General features: G+C 43.7%; 15 protein-coding genes and 3 pseudogenes. 7 read left to right on the top strand and 11 right to left on the bottom strand.

The window, feature by feature from the left end; genetic code table 11:
* Positions 1 to 111: 111 nt before the first annotated feature.
* The gene (locus MKY62_RS07635) at positions 112 to 1,461 is read right to left on the bottom strand and encodes a TrkH family potassium uptake protein (protein WP_003181050.1); all 1,350 of its coding nucleotides are present in this window, start codon (positions 1,459 to 1,461) and stop codon (positions 112 to 114) included.
* 146 nt (positions 1,462 to 1,607) lie between these two features.
* Positions 1,608 to 2,501, bottom strand: coding sequence for a protease HtpX (htpX, locus tag MKY62_RS07630; RefSeq protein WP_003181048.1), 894 nt, complete (start codon positions 2,499 to 2,501; stop codon positions 1,608 to 1,610).
* Positions 2,502 to 2,642: 141 nt separating this feature from the next.
* On the opposite strand from htpX, the gene MKY62_RS07625 reads away from it, so the two are divergent.
* Together MKY62_RS07625 and MKY62_RS07620 are read left to right on the top strand one after the other, a co-directional pair.
* Positions 2,643 to 3,362: a DUF1836 domain-containing protein gene (locus tag MKY62_RS07625; RefSeq protein ID WP_003181046.1), complete on the top strand. Its 720-nt coding sequence runs from the start codon at positions 2,643 to 2,645 to the stop codon at positions 3,360 to 3,362.
* 130 nt (positions 3,363 to 3,492) lie between these two features.
* Positions 3,493 to 3,690: an alpha/beta-type small acid-soluble spore protein gene (locus tag MKY62_RS07620; protein ID WP_003181044.1), complete on the top strand. Its 198-nt coding sequence runs from the start codon at positions 3,493 to 3,495 to the stop codon at positions 3,688 to 3,690.
* 12 nt (positions 3,691 to 3,702) lie between these two features.
* Here the strand turns inward: MKY62_RS07620 and MKY62_RS07615 are convergent, their stop codons facing one another.
* The 4 genes and pseudogenes from MKY62_RS07615 to MKY62_RS07600 all read right to left on the bottom strand — a co-directional run bounded on the left by MKY62_RS07615 (position 3,703) and on the right by MKY62_RS07600 (position 7,519).
* Positions 3,703 to 4,794: an anti-sigma factor domain-containing protein gene (locus MKY62_RS07615; RefSeq protein ID WP_003181042.1), complete on the bottom strand. Its 1,092-nt coding sequence runs from the start codon at positions 4,792 to 4,794 to the stop codon at positions 3,703 to 3,705.
* Complete coding sequence (gene sigI, locus MKY62_RS07610; protein WP_009328616.1) at positions 4,791 to 5,546, bottom strand: RNA polymerase sigma factor SigI; 756 nt, start codon at positions 5,544 to 5,546, stop codon at positions 4,791 to 4,793. Before sigI ends, MKY62_RS07615 begins: the two co-directional genes overlap by 4 nt.
* Before the next feature lie 292 nt (positions 5,547 to 5,838).
* Positions 5,839 to 6,730, bottom strand: a pseudogene (locus MKY62_RS07605) (TerC family protein).
* A 147-nt stretch (positions 6,731 to 6,877) separates the two neighbouring features.
* Entirely contained in the window at positions 6,878 to 7,519 is a 642-nt protein-coding gene (locus MKY62_RS07600) for a DedA family protein (protein ID WP_003181037.1), read from the bottom strand.
* 289 nt (positions 7,520 to 7,808) lie between these two features.
* Here MKY62_RS07600 and MKY62_RS07595 point away from each other — a divergent pair, with 289 nt between their 5' ends.
* The 3 genes from MKY62_RS07595 to MKY62_RS07585 all read left to right on the top strand — a co-directional run bounded on the left by MKY62_RS07595 (position 7,809) and on the right by MKY62_RS07585 (position 12,341).
* The gene (locus tag MKY62_RS07595) at positions 7,809 to 9,461 is read left to right on the top strand and encodes a diguanylate cyclase (RefSeq protein ID WP_003181035.1); all 1,653 of its coding nucleotides are present in this window, start codon (positions 7,809 to 7,811) and stop codon (positions 9,459 to 9,461) included.
* A gap of 153 nt (positions 9,462 to 9,614) precedes the next feature.
* Positions 9,615 to 10,487, top strand: a complete 873-nt coding sequence (locus tag MKY62_RS07590; protein ID WP_003181033.1) for a Ku protein — start codon at positions 9,615 to 9,617, stop codon at positions 10,485 to 10,487.
* Positions 10,488 to 10,490: 3 nt separating this feature from the next.
* Positions 10,491 to 12,341, top strand: coding sequence for a DNA ligase D (locus MKY62_RS07585; RefSeq protein ID WP_003181029.1), 1,851 nt, complete (start codon positions 10,491 to 10,493; stop codon positions 12,339 to 12,341).
* Between the two features lie 5 nt (positions 12,342 to 12,346).
* On the opposite strand, the gene MKY62_RS07580 is transcribed toward MKY62_RS07585, so the two are convergent.
* From MKY62_RS07580 to MKY62_RS07570, 3 genes are all read right to left on the bottom strand, one after another.
* Entirely contained in the window at positions 12,347 to 12,808 is a 462-nt protein-coding gene (locus MKY62_RS07580) for a MarR family transcriptional regulator (RefSeq protein WP_003181027.1), read from the bottom strand.
* 173 nt (positions 12,809 to 12,981) lie between these two features.
* Positions 12,982 to 13,161 carry a hypothetical protein gene (locus tag MKY62_RS07575; RefSeq protein WP_003181025.1) on the bottom strand — a complete coding sequence of 60 codons (180 nt, stop codon included), beginning with the start codon at positions 13,159 to 13,161 and terminating at the stop codon, positions 12,982 to 12,984.
* 106 nt (positions 13,162 to 13,267) lie between these two features.
* Positions 13,268 to 13,423 carry a hypothetical protein gene (locus tag MKY62_RS07570; RefSeq protein WP_003181024.1) on the bottom strand — a complete coding sequence of 52 codons (156 nt, stop codon included), beginning with the start codon at positions 13,421 to 13,423 and terminating at the stop codon, positions 13,268 to 13,270.
* A gap of 192 nt (positions 13,424 to 13,615) precedes the next feature.
* On the opposite strand from MKY62_RS07570, the gene MKY62_RS07565 reads away from it, so the two are divergent.
* Positions 13,616 to 13,948 carry a MerR family transcriptional regulator gene (locus MKY62_RS07565; RefSeq protein WP_003181020.1) on the top strand — a complete coding sequence of 111 codons (333 nt, stop codon included), beginning with the start codon at positions 13,616 to 13,618 and terminating at the stop codon, positions 13,946 to 13,948.
* 149 nt (positions 13,949 to 14,097) lie between these two features.
* On the opposite strand, the pseudogene MKY62_RS07560 reads toward MKY62_RS07565, so the two are convergent.
* Positions 14,098 to 14,190, bottom strand: a pseudogene (locus MKY62_RS07560) (N-acetylmuramoyl-L-alanine amidase); the annotation flags it as partial.
* An 11-nt stretch (positions 14,191 to 14,201) separates the two neighbouring features.
* Here MKY62_RS07560 and MKY62_RS07555 point away from each other — a divergent pair.
* A pseudogene (locus MKY62_RS07555) lies at positions 14,202 to 14,345 on the top strand (YolD-like family protein); the annotation flags it as partial.
* Between the two features lie 224 nt (positions 14,346 to 14,569).
* On the opposite strand, the gene MKY62_RS07550 reads toward MKY62_RS07555, so the two are convergent.
* Positions 14,570 to 15,691, bottom strand: a complete 1,122-nt coding sequence (locus MKY62_RS07550; protein ID WP_016886586.1) for a Rap family tetratricopeptide repeat protein — start codon at positions 15,689 to 15,691, stop codon at positions 14,570 to 14,572.
* Positions 15,692 to 15,908 lie beyond the last annotated feature (217 nt).

The raw sequence follows: 15,908 nt of genomic DNA, 5'->3' as shown, positions 1-15,908 counted from the left end.
GTTGTTTCCCCCTTTTTTTCAAGTCCGCCATTTAAGCATTATATCATACAAATAAATACAGCGACCGACTTTATGATCATAAAAAAAGACAGTTTGACTAAACTGTCTTTCTTATCCGATAATGATCCTTTCCTTCGGGTAATGGTAATTCGCTTCGATTTCTTTTCTGCCGAATAAATAAAGCAGCGTGACAATGCCGATTCGGCCAATGAACATCAGAAGGATGATGACGCTTTTGCCAATCGTGCTCAAATCTGGGGTGATGCCCATCGACAAGCCCGTCGTACCGAAGGCCGAACACACTTCAAACAGCAGTTCAAGCAAAGAATGCTTTTCTGTCACTGTCAAAATGAGTGTCGAGACGAAAACAAGAATAACCGCCATCAGCGTTACAATCAATGATTTCATCAAGTCCGCTTGGTGCAGTTCCCTTTTGAAAACCTTCACCGATTTATTTCCCCTCGCGAAGTGGAACAGGGCCAACAGGTTTAAGGCAAAGGTCGTTGTCCGGATGCCCCCTCCGACAGAGCTTGGCGAAGCGCCGATAAACATAAGCATACACATAAACAAAATGGTCGTATGCGTGAATTGGCTGATATCGATCGTCGCGAGTCCGCCGCTCCTGGTCGTCGTCGACTGAAACAGAGAAAAGAAAAATACCTCGTGCCACGATTTCCCTGAAAAAGCAAAGCGCGCTTCCATGGCAAATATGCCGATCGCACCTCCAATTACTAAAAGGAAAAAAGTTACTGATGTCAATTTAGTAAACAGGCTGAAAGAGAATTTACGCTCTTTGCTGAGCAGAAAATCCTTTACCTCGATGAGGACCGGAAAACCGATCGCTCCAAGAATGATCAGCATCATCACGATAAACTGAACGAAATAATCATGCTGAAACGGAATCAGCGAGTTGCCTGTAATGTCGAAACCTCCGTTGGTCGTTGCACTGATGCTTGTAAAAAATCCGTGCATAAAGGCTTCTCCAGGTGTCTCAAAGTACTTTAAGAAATAAGTGCCGAGAATCAGCCCGCCAAACAGCTCGATCAGCAGGATTAAGCCGAGCACGTGCTTCATCAGCTTGACGAGGCCCGATAGGTTGGATTGATTTTGATCGGTCATAATCAGACGGCGCTCTTTCAAACCGATCCGCTTGCCGAAAATCAGCCAGACGAATGTACCCAAAGCCATCACGCCGATCCCGCCAAATTGCAGAACAAACGCCAAAATCCAAATTCCGGCCGTGCTGAATGTATCGGCTGTATCAACAACCGTCAAACCGGTTACACTCACTGCGCTCACCGCGGTAAAAAGGGCGTCGATAAAAGACCATTCAACATTATTTTTGTGTGCAACGGGCAGACTCAATAAAACAACCGAAACTGTCACCGCTAAAAAATAATAGAGCGCGATCAGCTGTACAGGAGACAGCACGCGCAGTAGTTTTCTCAATAAAACCTTCATAATCGTTCCTTCTTTTCAATATTCAAAAGTTGCATCTTGTGTATAACGTGTTCCATTTTAAAGGAAACATGCTATTATGTACAGCCGCTTTTCGATTTTTAAATTTAAAAAGCAAACCCCCTTGAAAAAGGGGGTTTGCATCTTTATTATTTTGCTTCCAGACGGCGGATTCTGTCGCTTAAATCAGGGTGTGTTGAGAAAAGCGATGTATGCTTTTTCCCGTTGATTTTTAAAGTTGCAACAGATGCCTGTTCTTCTTTGACTCTTGAAGTGTACTGCTCAAGCGAGCGGAGCGCGTGAATCATCTTATCCTTGCCTGCAAGGTCTGCTCCTCCTCTATCCGCATGATATTCGCGGTGGCGGGAGTACGCAAACACGACAAGGCTTCCGAGAATAGAGAACACAATTTGGAATACGATGACCGCGATAAAGTGAACGATCGGCGCCAGCTCTTCACGGACAACGCGTGAAACAGCCCATGCCGCAATCCTTGCGAAGAAAACAACGAACGTATTGACGATTCCTTGAAGGAGCGTCATCGTCACCATATCGCCGTTTGCAATATGCGCCACTTCGTGGGCAAGTACGCCTTCCACTGCGTCGTCATCCATTTCCTGAAGAAGGCCCGTCGATACAGCGACAAGCGAGCGGTTTTTAGACGGCCCGGTCGCAAAGGCATTCACTTCGCGTGAATTGTAGATGCCGACTTCAGGCATCTTTGTCAGTCCGGCAGCGCGGGACAGCTTATATACCCGGTCAACGAGCTGCTGTTCTTCATAGCTGAGCGTTTGCTTATCAGGATTCAGCACCTGAACGCCCATCGCCATTTTCGCCATCCATCTTGACATCAAGAGCGACATAAAGGAGCCGACAAAACCGACAACTGCACTAAATACGAGAAGCGCAACAATATCGATGCCGCCGTTAGCCGTGAAATACGTGCCTACCCCTGTCAGCGAACCGATAATCGAAAGCACGATACCGATCGTCGTAATGACTAAGATGTTCGATAAAAGAAAGAGAAAGATTCTTTTTCCCATGATTACCTCCATGTTATAATAAGATCAAATGAACTCGTATAATAAAATTATACGGCATAGAATTGAAAATGCAAGTGATAAGACGTAAGATAATGTTTATATTGTTTGCTATTTCATTTTAATACATAATGAGGTGGAATGATGAAACCTTTTAAACTGACTCGCCTGGAAATGGCCAAACTGATGTACGCTTTAAAAGGGCAGCTGGATGTCAGTCCGCTAGCGATTCTTTTGAGATCGGCCGATTTGGCGCCCGATGAGCCGGAAGACAATTTGGACATCCCCGAATTCATTGCCCGGTACGAACGGAAAAAACAAAAAACGGAACAGGGACTTTCCACAAATGAAATTGTTGAACTTGGAAATTTGTGCGAACTGACATCCTTAAAATCGACAGCCATCCAAAACTGGATCAAACGCGATATAAAAGATTTGATGGGGCATCCGGAACTCGGCAAAAAATATTCCATCGACCAAGCCGTCATCCTTCTCATTGTACGAGACTTAAAATCGGTTTATGACTTCGAAACGATCCGTCCGATCTTAACAACGATTTTTAATACGATTACAGACCGCTCCGATGATGTAGTGAGTCCGCTGCGCTTTTATGAAGGGTATGCGCGGGTCCTTGATCATGTGTACCAGATCAAAGACTATACGCTCAATAAATCGGCGCTTGAAAAAATCGTCATTGAGCAGACTGGACAGCTCCGCGATTTTTATAAAGATCTGGCCGATCCCGAATGGAACAAAGCGAGAGACATCACCGCAGTCACTGTGCTGTCCGTCATCGCTTCGCACATTCAGGCGACCGCACATTCCATGATTGACAGCGTCTTCTTAAAATATGAAATGAAATAATCGCCGACCGGCGCGCCTGGCTTGCCAATTGCCAGGCGTTTTTTTGCCCTTCAACAATTGCCAGCATAAAAAGCCTCAGTCCAAATCAAACTAAACAAGCAGTACCAATTGAAAAAGGAGTTGAGAATGCATGGCAAGAACGAATAAGCTCCTCGTTCCCGGGGCAGAGCAGGTTTTAGACCAGTTCAAATACGAAATCGCCCAAGAGTTCGGCGTCCAGCTCGGCTCGGACTCGGTCGCTCGCTCAAACGGATCTGTAGGCGGGGAAATGACAAAACGACTTGTACAGCAGGCACAAGCTCAATTGAATGGGCATAATGACAAATAAATACCCTATGGATTATTCGCCGGGCCCGCTCGGCGGATATTCTTGTTTATTCGTTTGGTCAGAAGGCTTTTTCTCCTTTTGGTAAGGAGGTGATTTAGAGCTCTCTTGATTTGAACCGGAACCGCTTTTTGGCGTTCCTTCCTCCGTCTGCTGACCGTCTTTGTCATTATGGTTATGTTCCTGAGGGTTTTTGGTATTAGGGGAATTTGACTCCTTTTCTTTTTCCATTTCTTGATCAGGTTGAGACTGATCTTCATCTGAAGGTTTTTCGCCGTCCGGATGATCTTCCGTATCTGCTTCTTTATCATCCGTATGCTGTTCCGGCTGATCTTCTTCTTTCACAGCTTTCTCCTTTTCTCCTGTGTTTTCTTCCTGATTTTGATCATCTTTTTTATTTTCATTGTCATCATCTTTGTTTTTGTCTTCTAATTCATCTTTGTGGGAACGGATATAACGGCCTGTTGAGATGCCTTCTTTTTGGGCTTTTGCACGCGTATCAAGGTCTGATTCCACCGCTTCCATCTTATAATTCTGCTGCTCGTATTTTTTCGCTACATCATCGATTTCGCTTTTTACCGTCGCCTTATACGTGTCATCTTCATTGTTTTCGTATACTGTGGCGATAAGCACTTCTTTTGATTCGGTGACATAACCGCTCTTATCGCTGTCTTCGACAATTTCACTGATCACTTCTTTAAAGTCAGACTTTTCCCAATTTTTTATACTATCCATTAAGGCCTTCCCATCCTCGTTCAGCGGCACCAAATCGATAACTTCACAGTTTTTGTTGAGCGTCAATTCAAAGCTTGGGTTGATATCGATCGTCATGTAGGCGTATGCTTTATTGTTTAAAACATCAGGGATGATCATGAAAGCGAGCAGCATGATCGCGGCGATTGAAAAAACGCCGGCTTTCAGCGGACGGAGCGAAAGCAGATCAAAAAAGCCCGCACGCCTTCTCGACATTCTCGTCTCCGCGGGAAAAGCAATTTCCTGACCGATTTCATAATCTTCCTCTGTGCTCTTTGCTTTTAAAAATTGTCCGTCAGGGGTTAGCAATGTGACGAATTTTTTATTTTTTTCTACAATAATTCCTCTTCTCATGAATTGAGCACCCCTTTTAGATAATCTTTAAGGTAAACATAATCGCCCGTTATAATGATCGCCATAGCGATGATATATTTGCGGTTTCTCTCTACGGTTTTTCTGCTGACAGCCACAAGCTTTTCAAGCTGTTTGACGGGAAGCTGCTTCTTTTCAAACAAGATCTTTTTTAATTCTTCATGTTCGACAAGCGTATATGCCACTTTGATGGCGTTTTGCCTTGCATCCGTATGTTTCGGGGAATGCTCCAGCAAATCGGAAAAAGACAGGCCAAAACTTTTAAGCCTTTCTTTAAAATGGAGAATCTCCTCCCGCCTTTGCTCCTGTTCGAGCATGCGGTTGAATTCATGAATGGAAAGCTCCGCTTCAATCATGCTTTGGGAGGATTCCTGTTCTTCTCCTTCTTGCATGTCCATATTGATGTTCTGGGCATTTCTCGCTTCTTTTCTGATATAATCAATGACTTTGCGCTTAATGATCAGCTCTGCAAATGCAAGCAGAGAATTTCCTTTATCTGAAGAATATTTTTCAATGGCTTCATTGAATGCAATCAAGCCGATGCTGAATTCATCATCTTTTTCATCTATATATCGTTTGCACACGGATGAAACCGTTTTAGCCACAAAAGGCTTATATTGATCGATAAGCTCGTTTTGCAACTGCTGATTTCCTTTTTGTATGCTTATTACAGACTCTTCTAATGATTGTTTCCTTTTTCCTGTCTTAAACAAAAGGCTAAGCACTGGTTTCACCTCAGTTCCTCCCTATACTACTCATTAATGATAGCTAATTTGATAGGGATTCGCAAAGGAGAAAACGCGGTATTCATTTCTAATTTTTCAATTGTGACAGTCATTTGTTTGATCTCCTAGAACAATTCGTGATCTGTTTGACGATTAAGGGGGTTTTCCCGCCGTTTTTGTAACATGGCTGTTAATAAAATGAAATCTTATTTCGATTGATCTAGGGCCATCTTCCCCGGCTCTTCCTCGTGCGGGCAAAAAAAGACCGCCGGTGAAAGACCGGCAGTCTGGGAAAAGCTGTTTACTCCTCAGCAGCTTTATTCTCGTGTTTGTTCGGATTTGTCATAAACCATCCCCCGAGCGCAATGGCGATCAGCACCGCCCAGAAGATGAACTTCCAAGTACCTGAATGAATAAAATGTTCAGAGACGATATTGATTTGCGGGTGTGCGAGCGTATAGAGCGTCAGTTTCACACCAACCCAGCCGACAATCAGAAAAGCAGCCGTTTCCAGGCTCGGACGTTTCTTTAACAAGTTCACAAATTGACTTGCAGCAAAGCGCATAATAATCAATCCGATGATCCCGCCGGCTAAAATTACCATGAACTGTCCGCCGTCAAGCCCGCCGATTTGCGGCAGGTTTGTCGCCGGAAGTGTGACAGCCAGCGCAACCGCAGCTAAAATCGAGTCGACGGCAAAAGCGATGTCTGCCAGTTCAACTTTGATAACCGTCGGCCAAAAACCGCTTTGCTTCGTCTCCTTCACTTTTTCGTCCTTTTTGAAAACGTGGGTTTTCAAAATATGATGGACGGAAATGTAAAGCAGATAAACGGCGCCGATCGCCTGCAACTGCCAGACATTGACAAGGAAAGAGATCGCAAACAAAGCGCCGAACCTCATCACAAACGCGCCGGCCAACCCGTAGAAGAGCGCTTTTTTTCTGTCTTTTTCAGGCAAGTGTTTAACCATGACCGCCATGACGAGGGCATTGTCCGCGGCCAAAATGCCTTCCAGCCCGACTAGGATGAGAAGAACCCAACCATATTCAAGTAATAATGCTGCATCCATTTTGTAATTCCTCCTAAGTGATTGTCTCTTTCTCTTATTCCCGCTAATGCGGCAGGGTATTTTCAGAAAACAAAAAAGACCTCTGCCAACATTAGGCAAAGGTCTTGCTAGACATGGTTATCATTATTTAAAACATGCCAACAAAGCCGATGGATGAAGATCCATGAACTGACGACTTTGTTTCCGGTTAAACATCCGGACGCTACTCCCCTTTGGGATAAAAGAAAATATTGAATTATAAGATAATATTAACCTCATATGCGCACGGCTGTCAATCCTTATTTTTATTTATAAAGGCTGAAACGCTTTGCGATTTGATTTTGTTCCGCCTGCCCTTCAACCAAAGGTAAAGAACGAACAAAACGATGAACCCGATGCCGACCGGAAGAAGGTATCCGTCCAATAGGCTGCCGACCTTGCTCCAGTTTTCGCCGAGGTAAAAGCCTAAATAGACATAGACGAACGTAATCGGCGTGATCGCGAGGAATGTATAAATACAAAATACCCACACATTCATTTTCGCGAGTCCGCACGGAATGGAAATCAGCGTTCTGATTCCAGGTATAAAACGGCCGCTGAATGCGACAAACCCGCCGTGCTTTTCAAAAAACCTGTCCGATTTTTCAAGCGCTTCAGGCTTGATAAAGAAGTATTTGCCGTAGCGTTCCAAAAACGGCCGCCCCCCGTACCTCCCGAGCCAGTAAAGCGTCAGAGGGCCTGCGACACCTCCCAGTGAACCTGCTGCAACGACCCCGAACATCGACATATCTCCTTGATACACCCAGTATCCGGCAAGCGGCAGAACGATCTCAGCCGGCACGAATTCGATGCACAGCGCCAGGAAAATGCCTAAATACGAGAGGCTTTTAAATGCCTCAGCCATTGATAAAATAAACTCTTCGATATCGACCACAACCTTTGACGATTGATAATTTCAAGTTCTAAAGAACGTACAAAAATGATTTTAACACAATTCGAGAAAATTGAAGAGCAAAATGGGAAGTCCTCCTTAAAAAGAACAGGAGGATATCATTTTTTATTGGCGAATTTCATTATATATAGTATAATTCACGAATTATACCGGAATTAGCGCTATTGCCGCTTTTTTATGTCAACGGTTAAGAGTACGGCAGTCTAGCCTTTCACAATACAGTATAGTTATTTAGACTTTTCATCATAAGTACAAAAAGGCGGAGAAAAAAGTGACAGAAGTTCTTGGTGAATATAATGGATGGCTCGTCCTATTATCCTATTTCACTGCAGTTTTGGCAGCTTATACAGCCCTTGATTTATCTGAACGGGTCGTACATACAAAAGGCAGGAAAAATATCGGATGGCTTTTGGCCGGTTCCCTCACGATGGGGCTTGGCATCTGGTCTATGCACTTTATCGGGATGGTGTCATTTCAGACAGCAGAAGAAATGAAATACGATTTGAAATTCGTCTTGTTGTCGATTGTTGCCGCTTTCGCAGGCTCGCTCATCTCATTTTATGTGGTGAATGAAAAAAAACCGACGAATGGAAGACTGGCGGCCGGGTCCCTTGCAATGGGATGCGCAATTGCCTCCATGCATTTTATCGGGATGGAAGCAATGGAAAATATGACAATCGTCTATCATCCCGTTCTTTATGCCGCCTCTTTTGCAATCGCCATTTTTGCCTCCTTCGCTGCCTTAAAACTGTCAGTTGTATTCGCCAAAAAAACCGGTTCTTTTCGGATATTGTTCATTAAAATCGGAAGCGCGCTTTTAATGGGCGGAGCGATTTCCGGCATGCACTATACAGGAATGTCAGCAGCTACGCTTTTCATGGCTGACAGCGTTGACACAGGCTATGAAGGAATCGATACCGTTGAACTGGGCATTATGATCGTGCTTGTCAGCCTGATGCTTCAATGCTTCTTGATTTTCGGCGCCTTCAATGACAAACGCCTGCTGCTTCATATCGAAAAAGTCAAAGATAACGAGGAGCGGTTCCAGTCCTTGATCAACCACAACATTGATCCGATCTATGTTTTTTCGCTTGAAGGCAAGCTGCTTTCCGCCAATTCATCGGGATACAGCCTTCTTGAAAAAATGGGAATTGAACCCGAGCGCCTGTCTTCCGTTTTTCGGCAGGAGGATCATGACAGGCTGCTCGGCTGGTTCCTTCAAGTCCAAAATGAAAAACAGGCCATCAACCGCGATACGGCAATCGCGATAGCTGAAAAGCGCTTTGATTTAAATGTGACGCTGATACCGGTGTATGTCAGAAAGCAGCTTGACAGCATTTATGTCATATGCAAAGATATGACAAACCAGCGTGAAGCAGAACGCAAAATCCATAGAATGGCCCACTATGACGCGTTGACGGATTTGCCAAACAGAAGGTATGCAGTCGACCGTCTGGCAAATGTTCTAAAGCGGCAGGAGACAGGGACGGCCGTGTTGTTTTTGGATTTAAACCGTTTCAAAGTGTTTAATGACGCCCTAGGCCACGACGTCGGGGACCTGCTGCTGGTGGCTGCTGCACAGCGTTTGGCGCACTGTGTGCCCAATGAAGGCTTTATCGCCCGGCTGGGCGGCGATGAATTTATCATTGTCGCTCCTTTACAAGGGATCGATCAGCTGACCAGGCAATTGATCAGTCAGTTTGAAACGCCTTTTCGCATTAAAGAGCATCGCCTCAAAACATCCGTCAGCATCGGAATCGCCGTTTCTCCGGACGATGGAACAGACGGCGATGAGCTGATGAGAAAAGCCGACATGGCTATGTACGCCGCAAAGTACAAGAGCGTAAGCAGATATCGGTACTTCTCGTCTTCCCTCGCCAGAAAGAACAGACCGTCTTTCCAGAAGGAAATCGAGCTGAACTAAGGCTTCCTTCAAGAAGAACGGCTCCAAACTTGTACCGCCGCAAGCATCCGGGCTTCAGCCCGGATGCTTTTTTCCTCTGTCATCCATAAGTTGCTATTCATGAAACAATCTGCAGAGAGGCATCAATAAAAGAAAAGGAGTTGAACCGAACCGATGCATACGATGTGGAAAGGCTCTATCAGCTTTGGCCTTGTCAATATCCCCATTAAACTGTTTGCAGCGACAGAGGATAAGGATATTAAATTAAGGTCGCTTCATAAAGAATGCCGCGCCCCGATTCAGTATGAAAAAAAGTGCACAAACTGCCATCAGGAAATCGCGCCCGACGACATCGTCAAGGGCTACGAATATGTTAAAGGCAAATACGTCGTCTTATCGGACGATGAGCTGAAGCAGCTCAAAGAAGAGCAGGAAGACAAGGCCGTCGAAATTGTTGATTTTGTGCAGCTAAAGGAAATCGATCCCATCTATTTCAACCGTTCATATTTCGTCGGACCGGGAGATAACGGTGTAAAAGCGTACTCACTTTTGCGCGAAGCGCTCAGAAAAACAGAAAAGATCGGGATCGCCCATATGACCATCCGCTCAAAAAAACAGCTCGCCATTCTTCGCGTCTACGAAAACTGCATTTTAATGGAGTCCATCCACTACCCTGATGAGGTCCGAAACGCAGCCCACGTACCCGGTGTTCCGGAAGAAACCGCAGTCAACGAAAAAGAGCTGCAAACCGCGATTTCATTAATAGACGAGCTGACAACGACATTTGCGCCTGAACAATATGAAGATACGTACAGAATCGCGCTGATGGATAAAATCAAAGAGAAAATCGACCATAATGAAGGTGTCACGCCAAATGCCGGGGCCGCCGCTCCGCGCGAGGATGTAATCGATCTCGTGAGCGCTCTCCAAGCCAGCATCGAACGGACAAAAGGGCCTGACCGGGAAGCGGCGAAAGCGCCTGCAGCAAAAGGAACAGCTGAGAAAAAGAAAAAAACGTCGCGCAAAAAAGCTTCAGAGGCAAAATAAAAAATGGGAATTACGATGCAGCCTGTATTGACTACATCAGCTCCCTCAGGCGGCAATTGGCGGTATGAAGTCAAATATGACGGGTATCGGGGTCTTTTAAAGATTGCTGCGACCGGCGAAGTTTCGCTCATCAGCAGAAACTCACAGCCGCTCGAAAACACATTTCCGGAAATTTCGGAATTTGCAAAAAGCATGATCGAAACTCTCAAAGAACACTTGCCGATCACGATTGACGGGGAAATTGTGTCGTTGACAAACCGTTTTCGTTCCCGATTTGAATATGTCCAAAAAAGGGGTTTGAGCAAAAAGGCCGAGTTGATTGCACAAGCAGCCGCAAAGAAACCGTGCCAGTACTTGGCTTTTGATTTACTGGTTTTTAACGGAGAAAGTTTAACCTCGCTCCCCTATACCGAACGAAAACGCATGCTTTTCGACCTGATGAAAGAGCTCGGCCTGCCGATGGCTCCCGATCCGATGGCTCACGCTCGAATTCAATACATCCCTGACACTTCTGATTTCCACGACCTTTGGAAGGCTGTTAAAAGGTTTGACGGCGAGGGAATTGTCGCGAAGAAAAAAGACAGCCGCTGGGCTGAAAATAAAAAAACGGCCGAATGGCTCAAACTCAAAAACTACAAAAAAGCTGCTGTATTTATGACAGGCTACAACATGGCAAACCGTTATTTGACAATCGCCGTCTATGACCGCGGTCAAATCAAGGAAGTCGGTTCGGTTTCCCACGGACTCGGAGAACAGGAAAGAAACGCCATTCTTTCGATCGTCAAGCAATACGGAACCGAAACAAAACCCGGTGAATATACCATTGATCCGTCGATTTGCATGACGGTCCATTACTTAACGATTCATTACGGGACATTGCGCGAGGTGTCGTTTGTTTCATTTGAATTTGACATGGCATGGGAAAATTGCACTTACAACCGCCTGCTGCTTCATTCAAGAAACGTCCATCCCGATTTGCAGCTGACAAGCCTTGATAAAGTCATCTTTCCTAAAAGCGATAAAACAAAAGCGGATTACATCGGATACCTTAATGAAATCGGCGATTTTCTGCTTCCGTTTCTCGACAATCGGGCGCTTACCGTTATCCGTTATCCGCACGGTTCCGGCGGAGAGTCTTTTTTTCAAAAAAACAAGCCCGACTACGCACCCGAATTTATCACGTCCATTCGGGATGACGAGCACGAGCATATCATCTGCAGCGATTATTCGGTTCTGCTGTGGCTTGCCAATCAGCTTGCGTTGGAGTTCCATATCCCTTTTCAAACGGTGGATACGGCCCATCCGACCGAAATCGTTTTCGATCTTGATCCGCCTTCAAAGTCGGAGTTTCCGCTGGCCGTCAGAGCCGCGAAAGAGCTGCACCGTTTATTTGATCAGCTCGGCCTCTTATCTTTTCCAAAGCTGTCGGGAAATAAAGGGATACAAATCTATATTCCGATTTCAAAAAACGCCTTTACTTATGAAGAAACCCGCCTTTTCACAAGCTTTGCGGCTTCTTATTGCGTCTCGCTTTTTCCCGATCTGTTCACAACCGAACGCCTGATCAAAAACAGGGGCGGAAAGCTCTATATTGACTATGTGCAGCATGCCCCGGGAAAAACGATCATCTGCCCGTATTCCACAAGAGGCAATGAGCTTGGCACAGTGGCCGCACCGCTGTTTTGGGATGAAGTCCATTCAGACTTGTCACCCTTAAATTTTACGATGGAGGCTGTCGTCAAACGCACAAAGGAACTCGGATGCCCTTTCGAAAGCTTCTTCAGACAGCCCCAGGACAAACAGATCAAAGCTATTCTCGATCACTTAAAAGAAAACAACCGTTCGGAAAACTGACTTTTTCAGCGAAACAATAGGTGCTGGCTGTGGATTCCGGCTTTTTTCAGAAGGACCATCAGCTGCTCCTGTTCCTCCTTTGTCAAGCCTGAAAAAGCCCTCGCAATTCTCAGGGAGTGGATCGGATAAATCTCATCGAGATATGCCTTTCCCTTCTCCGTCAAATTCGCATAGACAGACCGTTTATCTTTCGGGTCCTGCTCTCGTTTGATGAAACCGTTTTTTTCCAGTTTGTCGATCACATAGGTTACGTTCCCGCTTACAAGGAGCAGCCTCGAGCCGATTTGCTGCAGCTTTTGGGCTCCCCTCGTATACAAAAGCTCCAATACAGCAAATTCTGTAGGATTAAAGCCGTGTTCCTTGCTGTCCCGAATACTATGTTCTGAAACGCTTTTAAAAGCCCTGGCAAAAACCTTGTACAGCGACATAGCACGGTGAACTTCTTCCTCATTAAACGAAAGTCTCATATCATCTACCTCTTATACTATTTTCTTAAAATGAACCCGGGAAATGAAAACCCTTACAAATGTAGAAAAAGAAAGGGTCATGCTTTTCCCATATTCTATATGTATATATTTTCGTTATCCGAAAGAAAACTCCTGCTTATTTTTTTTTAGATATTAAAAAGAAGCCCGTTTTTTCAAAATGGCCGATTTTGAACACGGGCTTTATTTTTCCGGAAAAAATAAAAATATTCATTTCTGAGCTCCGTAATCGTCATCCTCTGCAAAACTTCCCGATTATGCTCACCGAGTGAGATCAGTTTTTTCAAGTAATGGTTTCTTTCCTTTTCCAAAGCGTTTTTTAACAATCTGCTCATGATCTTCTCCTTTCATTTTCGCGTATTGTATACTATAAGAATAGACCTTATTTATTAACCAAGCTTTAAGGCCGTGTAAAGTTCGCTTTTACTCCCCTTCCGGAATTTAAGAGGACTTTTGATAAAAGCCGTTCTGCACCGCCCTCAGCAGCGGAAACGCATCCTTGCCGGCAAGGTTCATCAATGTCTCGAGCAATTCGTCTCTCTTATTGTCTAAGGCAACGATTTCTTTGGCGAGTAAGACTGCTTTGTGTTCCTTCATCCAACGATTCCCCCCTCAAAAGTCTGTACCTACAGCATACAAAACACTTTTACCCCTTGCATGGTTCCTGTAAACTTTTCTTCCGTGATTTTTTAAAAATTTTTTCAACAATGTTAGATTTTCTGACAGATGTCAGGTTTTTTCGCGCGTTTTCTTATATAATACAAAAAAAGTCATCTTAGGGGTGGGAAAATGACAGTCGAAGATCTTTCTTATAAAGATAAAAAAGTGATTTCAATTGGCATTGTCAGCGAGCTGACGGGTCTGTCGGTCAGGCAGATCCGCTATTACGAAGAACGCAAGCTGATCTATCCGCAGCGCTCTACAAGAGGCACGCGCAAATATTCCTTTGCTGACGTCGAACGGCTGATGGAAATCGCAAACAAGCGGGAAGACGGTGTTCAGACCGCAGAAATCCTCAAAGATATGCGCAAAAAAGAACAAAGGCTAAAAAACGACCAGCAGCTCAGAAAGAAAATGCTCGAAGGCCAGCTTAACGCTCATTTTAAATACAAAAACCGTTAAAAAAACGAATCATTCCCTCCGTTTCATACCCTTTAAATCACCCGGAATTCGTCATGATCTCAACCAGATTTATTTCTTGGTTTATTCGGTGATTAAATCTCAGGCAATCAGAAAAGATACTATAAAGAAGGTCAAAAAGTGGTCAAAGATTAATTTAAGAGGTCATTCAACTTTGCCCGCGTCTTCGGCCCGTAAATACCATTGGCGGTCAAACCGTTCATCACCTAGAATCGTTTGACCGCAACAAAGTCGCGGACTGGAAATCGGGGAGACTGCTCAAATAGAGGGCCATATCCATTACATAAATCAGATCCGCAAGATGTTTCTTGTCGTGGATTCAAAAGGAGACACGACTCTTATTAAATTTGAGGCTATTGTTGGGGTGGAATTGAAATAAGCCCTTCGGAAAATGTGAAGGGCTTTTCTTCTTTTACCATTGATATGATGAAATGTGTACTGAATGTATATCAAATTAATTATTCATTCAATAGTTAATTAATGTTTATTTGTTATTAGGATGCTAACCTCTCCGAAACTTTATAAGAAGCATTTTCAGCTTGGATGTATGAGGAACCAATCACGCCAACTGCACTTAATAAAAGAACAGCACAAATCAATACCTTAGATTTCATCTACAATCCCACTCCTTTGAATTTGTCTTCTTCCGTCGTATGCAATTCGGTAGAACTCACAGGCATCGCGAACTTTTTCTTTACCCTCTAAAACTTCTGCAGCGATGACACCATAGTCTTCCATATCAGCATACAGACCATTGTCTTTGAAGAACTTAAAGGACTCCCTGATTAAGTCTACATCATGAATCAAATAAAGCCCCTTTAGCATTTCAAGTTTTGCAAGATCGTATGTGTTGCGATTTTTTTCAGCCAATTCTTTCCCCTCAAAATAAAGGTCATCGACTGCTCTCCATTCAGCCTGCTTTGCTTTAACATGGGCAAGGTTAAACAAAGTTTTCGGTATAAAGCTGTGATTTCCCTCTTTATACACTTCCAGGGCTTTTTTGAGATGATTGGATGACTTTTCAAGTTCTTCAAGCTGATTATAACATATTCCAAGATTCAAATGCGATGAGCCAATTAAATGATCAGCACCGATATCATTTGATTCCTCAAGCGCTTTATGTAAATTGATTAATGCTTTTTCTGGATACATTTTGTCAATTAAATTCCCCGTTAAAATGAACTGACATTGGACTCTACGTTCTCCGTATGTGTCATATTTTTTGTATATATTATATGCACGGGTGGCATAATTCATCGAAAAAAACGTTTGTTTCATATGATAATACACTTCTGATGCTTTGAAATAAAATTCGGCTTTCTCCAATTCGTCGCACTCAAAAGTATCAAGTTGTTTCTCAGCATTTCTATAAAAATTCAGTGCTAGTATCAATTCCTTTTGTCTAAAATGGTACATCCCTGCAAAGAATTGATAATAATACTCCAACATTCCTTCTAGATTATTCTGATCCCTAATTTTCTTAAATTCATCAAAGCGTGCATCTAAATTCGCACCTGGATCAGAGTACATGTAATCAAACTGAAGATTATGCCGAAACTTCAATAAGTTATAATAGACAAGCACGTCTTGGTTCTCTTCCATTTGAGCTATTTCTTTTTCAACTTCTTTTCTAGTATCTTCTGCCTGACCAGGCCAATTGTTTTTTAAAGCGGTGTACCAAAAATTCATTTTTGTCGCAACTAAATCATAAGGTATGACGCTCACATATCCTCTTCCTTTCTCTCAAGATTGTAATTTTTCAGAAAAATCAATCAAAGTTATTTCCTTTTTCTTCATGGTAATCATTTTACAGAAAACATCAATTCTTGACAACAACAATCTAACGACACTATCTTTTGGGTTTTTTGACCTAATCATTATGATTCATTTTCAGAGATCCACAGGATTTTTTCCCCAATTGGTTTCCGTATAGTGGTAAACT

It is taken from the genome of Bacillus sp. FSL R7-0646 (assembly GCF_037969865.1).
Taxonomy (GTDB): domain Bacteria; phylum Bacillota; class Bacilli; order Bacillales; family Bacillaceae; genus Bacillus; species Bacillus licheniformis.
This window is presented reverse-complemented; position numbering and strand designations above follow the sequence as displayed.

Bases quoted from the DNA above. Each gene is read 5' to 3' on its own strand.
- htpX (WP_003181048.1), bottom strand. From the start codon at position 2,501: ATGGGAAAAAGAATCTTTCTCTTTCTTTTATCGAACATCTTAGTCATT.
- MKY62_RS07575 (WP_003181025.1), bottom strand. From the start codon at position 13,161: ATGAGCAGATTGTTAAAAAACGCTTTGGAAAAGGAAAGAAACCATTAC.
- MKY62_RS07585 (WP_003181029.1), top strand. From the start codon at position 10,491: ATGGGAATTACGATGCAGCCTGTATTGACTACATCAGCTCCCTCAGGC.
- MKY62_RS07590 (WP_003181033.1), top strand. From the start codon at position 9,615: ATGCATACGATGTGGAAAGGCTCTATCAGCTTTGGCCTTGTCAATATC.
- MKY62_RS07620 (WP_003181044.1), top strand. From the start codon at position 3,493: ATGGCAAGAACGAATAAGCTCCTCGTTCCCGGGGCAGAGCAGGTTTTA.
- MKY62_RS07565 (WP_003181020.1), top strand. From the start codon at position 13,616: ATGACAGTCGAAGATCTTTCTTATAAAGATAAAAAAGTGATTTCAATT.
- MKY62_RS07580 (WP_003181027.1), bottom strand. From the start codon at position 12,808: ATGAGACTTTCGTTTAATGAGGAAGAAGTTCACCGTGCTATGTCGCTG.
- MKY62_RS07635 (WP_003181050.1), bottom strand. From the start codon at position 1,461: ATGAAGGTTTTATTGAGAAAACTACTGCGCGTGCTGTCTCCTGTACAG.
- MKY62_RS07615 (WP_003181042.1), bottom strand. From the start codon at position 4,794: ATGAGAAGAGGAATTATTGTAGAAAAAAATAAAAAATTCGTCACATTG.
- MKY62_RS07625 (WP_003181046.1), top strand. From the start codon at position 2,643: ATGAAACCTTTTAAACTGACTCGCCTGGAAATGGCCAAACTGATGTAC.
- MKY62_RS07570 (WP_003181024.1), bottom strand. From the start codon at position 13,423: ATGAAGGAACACAAAGCAGTCTTACTCGCCAAAGAAATCGTTGCCTTA.